This is a genomic window from Marinibaculum pumilum, assembly GCF_042646425.1.
Taxonomy (GTDB): Bacteria; Pseudomonadota; Alphaproteobacteria; order Ferrovibrionales; family Ferrovibrionaceae; genus Marinibaculum; species Marinibaculum pumilum.
The window spans coordinates 491,431-496,381 of record NZ_JBHRTR010000054.1; the positions used below are offsets into that span (position 1 = coordinate 491,431).

Here is a 4,951-nt window from a genome sequence, read left to right on the forward strand (position 1 = left end):
CTGCCCGATCGCCCTGGTCCGCGGCGCCTCGTATCCGGTTCTTGTCCATCGGCCCGCAGCTTCGATCCACGCTTCCTCCCCACGGTCGGTCGCCCTTCCGCAGTTGCGCTTCACTTCGTTCGCCGTGACCAGCTTACGGAGGGACTTCCACCCTCAAGAACGCGCCCATGCTGGGCGCACAATGCAGAACGCCCCCGGGCGATGAGCCCGGGGGCGTTCCGGCAACGGCCGTGCAGCCGGTCTTCCGGCGGGACTAGAACCGGCTGGGCAGCTTCATCAGCCGCCCGGTGGCCCAGCGCCACAGCCCGGCGAAGCCCGACGGCATGAAATAGACCACCAGGATCAGGAACACGCCGTAGATCAGCCAGGTGATGTTCACGCCCACCCAGCCGAACAGGCCGCTGAGCAGGCCCTGGACGCCTTCGGAGATGTTGGGAATGAACAGCACGAAGATGCCGCCGATGATCGGTCCCCAGATCGAGGCGACGCCGCCGACCACCAGGCCGACCAGGAACGAGACCGCCAGCAGGAAGGTGAAGCTGTCGGGGGCCACGAAGCCGACCACGATCGCCCCCAGCGCGCCGGCGACGCCGGTGTACAGGGCGCTGACACCGAAGGCCAGCGACTTGTACAGGCTGGTGTTGATGCCCATCGACTTGGCCGACAGCGGGTTGTCGCGGATCGCGATCAGGGCTCGTCCGGTACGGCCGCGGACGATGTTCCAGGCACAGACGAACAGGATCAGCAGCACCGCAAAGGAGAAGTAGTAGAGCCACTGATCCTGCGAGATCGGCAGGCCGAACGGCGGGTCGGGCTTGAAGACGAAGATGCCCTGCACGCCGCCGGTCCAGTCCTCGATCGGTTTCCATTTCAGCAGCTGCGGCGTGGCGATGGCGAGCGCGAAGGTCGCCAGCGCCAGGTGCAGGCCCTCCAGCCGCAGGGCCGGAAAGCCGAACAGGAAGCCGACCACCAGGCTGATGATGCCTGCCACCGGCAGGGTCCAGACATAGCTGGCGTCGAAACTGTCCATCATGATCGCCGCGGTATAGGCGCCGATCGCGTAGAACGCGCTGTGGCCCAGGCTGAACTGGCCGTTATAGCCGGTCAGCAGGTTCAGCCCCTGGATCGCCATGGCGTAGATCATGGCCTGGGTGAGCTGGAACACCGTGAAGTCGGGAACGATCAGCGGCAGGCCGATCGCCACGATCAGGCCGACCACAAGCCAGAGCTTGCGCCATCCCTGCAGCTGGAACCCGAAGACAGTCGCCTTGTCGAAGGGGTTCGCCCGCGTGGAGATGTCGGTCCGCGCCCTTGCCTTCTCTTGCAGTACCGACGTCTCAGACACGCTTCACCACCCTTCTGCCGAACAGGCCGGTCGGCCGGAACATCAGCACGCCGACAATGAAGATCAGCGCGATCGTCAGCTTGATCTCGCCGATCGGGAAGTCGATCACATCGCCGAACCAGGCGACCAGGTTCTCCAGAACGCCGACCAGGAAACCGCCCAGCACCGCGCCGCCCGGATTGTCCACGCCGCCGACGATGGCGCCGGCGAAACCGTAGAGCAGGATGCCGACCATCATGTTCGGCTCCAGGAACACCGCATGGGCGACCATGATGCCGGCAACCGCGCCGACCGCCGCCGCCATGCCCCAGCCGAGACCGGTCATCATCCGCACCCGGACGCCGACCAGGCGGGCCGATTCCGGGTTCTGCGCCGCGGCCCGCATGGCCAGGCCGACGGAGGTATAGCGGAAGAACAGGTAGATGATCGCCAGCAGGACCAACGTGACCACGATCATCCCGACCGCATGTGGCCCGATCAGGTTGCCGAAGATCGCCTCCGTCGGGAACGGCGTCGGGAAGGCCTTGATCGTGTAGTCCCAGATCGCGCCCGCCAGCGAGTTGAAGATCGCCAGAAGCGCGATGAACACCACGATGTGGCTCAGCACGGGCGCGTCGTGGATCGGCTTGAAGACAACCAGTTCCAGGAAGGCGCCGATCACGAAGGACACCGCCAAGGTGATCAGGAAGGCGATCCAGAACGGGATCCCCCAGTCCATCAGCTGCCAGGCGATGTAGGTGGAGAACATCGCCATTTCGCCCTGGGCGAAGTTGAAGTGGTCGATCGCCTGGTAGATCATCACCACGGCCAGGGCCACCAGGGCGTAGATCGCCCCGTTGGCCAGGCCGGCGAGGACCTGTTGCAGTAGATGCTCAAGCATTTCGTGTTTCCGTCCCTTGCATTGGGGCGTCCGCCCGGAGGCGTTCAGTAGCCGAGATAGGCCTTGCGCACATTCTCGTCTTCCCGGATTTCGGCAGCCGGCCCGGACAGCACGATCCGTCCGGTCTCCAGCAGATAGGCGCTGTCGGCGAGCTTCAGCGCCAGCGAGGCGTTCTGCTCCACCAGGAGCATCGACACCTTCCGCTCCTGGTTGATCTGCCGGAGGATCCGGAAGATCTCCTGCACGATCAGCGGCGCCAGGCCGAAGGAGGGTTCGTCGAGCAGCATCAGCCGTGGCCGCAGCATCAGCGCGCGGCCGATCGCCAGCATCTGCTGCTCGCCGCCCGACAATGTGCCGGCCTGCTGCTGGTGACGTTCCCGAAGACGCGGGAAATAGTCGTAGACCTGTTCCTCGTCCGCGGTCACCGCGGCCTTGTCGCGCCGGGTGATGGCCGCCAGCTTCAGGTTCTCCTCCACCGACAGGCGGGTGAAGGTGCCGCGCCCCTCCGGCACATGCGCGATGCCGTAGCGGACGATGTCCTCGGTCGCCTTGGAGGAGATCAGGTCGCCGTCGAAATAGATCTCGCCCTCGGTCTTCACCATGCCGCAGACGGATCGCAGGGTCGTGGTCTTGCCGGCCCCGTTGGCGCCCAGGATCGTGGTGATCCCGCCTTCCTCCAGGTCGAAGCTCATGCCGTGCAGGACGCGGGTCAGGCCGTATTGCGCCTTCAGGTCGCGTACTTCCAGGAGCTTACTCATTGTGCGTCCTCGGTCCCCAGATAGGCGCGGATGACCTCGGGGTCGCGCTGCACCTCGGCCGGCGTGCCCTCGGCAATCTTCCTGCCGAAGTCGATCGCGACGACCTTGTCGGAAATCGCCATCACCAGGCTCATGTGATGTTCGACGAGCAGGACGGTGACGCCGCGATCGTCGCGGATCTGCTGGATCTGCTTGCCCAGGCCGTCGATATCGTCGTGGTTCAGGCCGCCCGCCGGCTCGTCGAGCAGCAGCAGCTTCGGGTGGCTGGCCAGCGCCCGGCCCAGCTCGACCCGCTTCTGCAGGCCGAAGGACAGGGCGGCGACCGGCAGATGCGCCACCTCGTGCAGCCCCAGATAGTCGACCAGTTCCCAGGCCTGCTCCTCCAGGTCGTGCTCCTCACGCGTCACCGTGGGCAGGCGCAGGGCATTCGACAGGAAGTCGCTGCGCTTGGTGTGGTGGCCGCCGACCATGATGTTCTTCACCACCGACATCGACGGAAACAGCGCCAGGTTCTGGAAGGTCCGCCCGATCCCCAGATCGGCCATCGCATGGGCCGGGGTCGACAGGATCGACTGCTCCTTGAAGCGGATATCGCCCTCGTTGGGGATGTAGAGCCGGCTGAGGCAGTTGAAGAGCGTGGTCTTGCCGGCGCCGTTCGGCCCGATCAGGCCGCAGACCGTGCCTTCCGGCACGGTGAAGGCGACATGATCCAGAGCCACGATGCCGCCAAACCGGATCACGACGTCCTGGACGTCAAGCAACGCGTTGGCCATCAGAAGGAAGTTCCCAAATCGTGCATCCGGGACGCCCAGATTCCTGGTCGCGTGCCACAGACACGTCCCCTGAGCGCAGCATTCCCGAGATGCCGCGGAGTCACACTACGAGTCATGAATTGGAAATTCGCCTCCCTGCCGGTCGTGAAGCCCAACCGCGTTGATCTGCATTGATCGCTTTCGCGGCTTCTATTTTTTGCGCAAGTATGCCGAACGCCCCCGGTCGTTGCAATCATATTGCGGTCGGCCTGCATACAGGCCGCGCCCCCGTCCCGCAACCCCTGATGCGCAGGAAACTGCGGAAAAAACCGGGTCCGGCCCGGCGCAACGCGGCCGCACCGGATTCACCCTTGGCGAATATCGCGGGTCCCGGCGGCCACCGCTTCCATCGCCGTCGCCGCCTCGTCGCTGACCATCAGGTCGCAGAACAGGGTGCGCTCCGCGGCAAGGCCGGCGTCCAGCGGACCCTGCGCATGCTGCCGCACCAGCGCCTTGATATGCGACAGCGCCAGCCCCGACCGGCGCTTGAGCCGTGCCGCCAGGTCCAGTGCCGCGGCGACCACGTCGCCATCGACGCATTCATGCACCAGGCCTGCGGCCGCCGCATCCCGCGGCGACAGGGTTTCGCCGCGGGCGATGTACCACAGGGCGGCGGCCGGGCCGATCGTGCGGGCCAGCCGCTGCGTGCCGCCGGCACCCGGCAGGATGCCCAGGTTCACCTCCGGCAGGCCCAGGGAAAAGTCGCCGTCCTGCGCCAGGCGGAAGTCGCAGGCGAGCGCCAGCTCGAAGCCGCCGCCCATCGCGGTGCCGTTGATCGCGGCGATGTAGGGTCGCGGGCTGCTCTCGATCCGACGCAGGATGGCGTGGAACGGCGCCTCCGGCACCGGCCGGTCGAGGCCGAACTGCATCCCCCGCCTGCGCATCTCCGCTGCCCGTCGCGCCAGCAGGGCGACATCGTAGTGGCGGATGAAGACGCCTTCCTGCGCACCGGTCAGCACCACCACCCGGACCGAGGCATCGGCTTCCGCCGCGTCGAGCGCCGCCGCGAAATCCGGCTCGACCGTGTCGTCCATCAGCCCGTCCGGCGGGTTGTCGAAGCGCAGAAGCGCCACGCCCTCCTCGATCTCCAGCCCGACCTTGGTCATCCATCCCTCCCCCGTTGCGGATCGCCCTTCTTCCGCTATAGGCGGGTTGC

The 4,951-nt window shown here is 66.3% G+C and carries 5 protein-coding genes; all 5 read right to left on the minus strand.

Annotated features, from left to right (window positions below):
* Nucleotides 1-253 precede the first annotated feature (253 nt).
* The 5 genes from ACFOGJ_RS29160 to ACFOGJ_RS29180 all read right to left on the minus strand — a co-directional run bounded on the left by ACFOGJ_RS29160 (nt 254) and on the right by ACFOGJ_RS29180 (nt 4,901).
* Nucleotides 254-1,345 (minus strand): branched-chain amino acid ABC transporter permease, encoded by a 1,092-nt coding sequence (locus ACFOGJ_RS29160; RefSeq protein ID WP_379906825.1) that lies wholly within the window; start codon nt 1,343-1,345, stop codon nt 254-256.
* On the minus strand, nt 1,338-2,225 hold the full coding sequence (locus ACFOGJ_RS29165; RefSeq protein ID WP_379906826.1) for a branched-chain amino acid ABC transporter permease: 888 nt from the start codon (nt 2,223-2,225) through the stop codon (nt 1,338-1,340). The genes ACFOGJ_RS29160 and ACFOGJ_RS29165 overlap by 8 nt, the downstream gene beginning before the upstream one ends.
* Nucleotides 2,226-2,269: 44 nt before the next feature.
* Nucleotides 2,270-2,983: an ABC transporter ATP-binding protein gene (locus ACFOGJ_RS29170; protein WP_379906827.1), complete on the minus strand. Its 714-nt coding sequence runs from the start codon at nt 2,981-2,983 to the stop codon at nt 2,270-2,272.
* On the minus strand, nt 2,980-3,756 hold the full coding sequence (locus tag ACFOGJ_RS29175; protein ID WP_379906828.1) for an ABC transporter ATP-binding protein: 777 nt from the start codon (nt 3,754-3,756) through the stop codon (nt 2,980-2,982). Before ACFOGJ_RS29175 ends, ACFOGJ_RS29170 begins: the two co-directional genes overlap by 4 nt.
* Nucleotides 3,757-4,100: 344 nt before the next feature.
* Nucleotides 4,101-4,901 carry an enoyl-CoA hydratase/isomerase family protein gene (locus ACFOGJ_RS29180; RefSeq protein WP_379906829.1) on the minus strand — a complete coding sequence of 267 codons (801 nt, stop codon included), beginning with the start codon at nt 4,899-4,901 and terminating at the stop codon, nt 4,101-4,103.
* Between the last annotated feature and the right edge of the window lie 50 nt (nt 4,902-4,951).